This window comes from Pseudoalteromonas sp. RB2-MNA-CIBAN-0110 (assembly GCF_040309305.1).
Lineage (GTDB): Bacteria > Pseudomonadota > Gammaproteobacteria > Enterobacterales > Alteromonadaceae > Pseudoalteromonas > Pseudoalteromonas arctica.
On record NZ_JBEOOQ010000319.1, the window covers coordinates 1 to 239 of the forward strand.

Annotated in this window: 1 pseudogene; it reads right to left on the reverse strand. The window is 42.3% G+C overall.

The features are described 5' to 3' along the window. Positions 1-239: pseudogene (locus tag AAEY68_RS21660) on the reverse strand (DNA sulfur modification protein DndD); the annotation flags it as partial.

The following is a 239-nucleotide window of genomic DNA, read 5'->3' on the forward strand; positions in this document are numbered from 1 at the left end:
GTTTATCGCGGTGTTTTGAATCTAAACGGCCAAGAGGCGTATCAACAACTACAGGCAATACTTTACCCGAAAGCTTACCGAGCGCTTCTAAAATAGCAAAAGCAAATATTTGTTTTTCGCCTGCCGACATTGATTTTCGGTTAATAATAACACCTTCGGCATCGACTAGGTTTACGTCAAAGCTAGTTGGGTCTATTTTAGCCGAGAGCTTTAAATCCTCTTTACGGGCAAGCTTACGG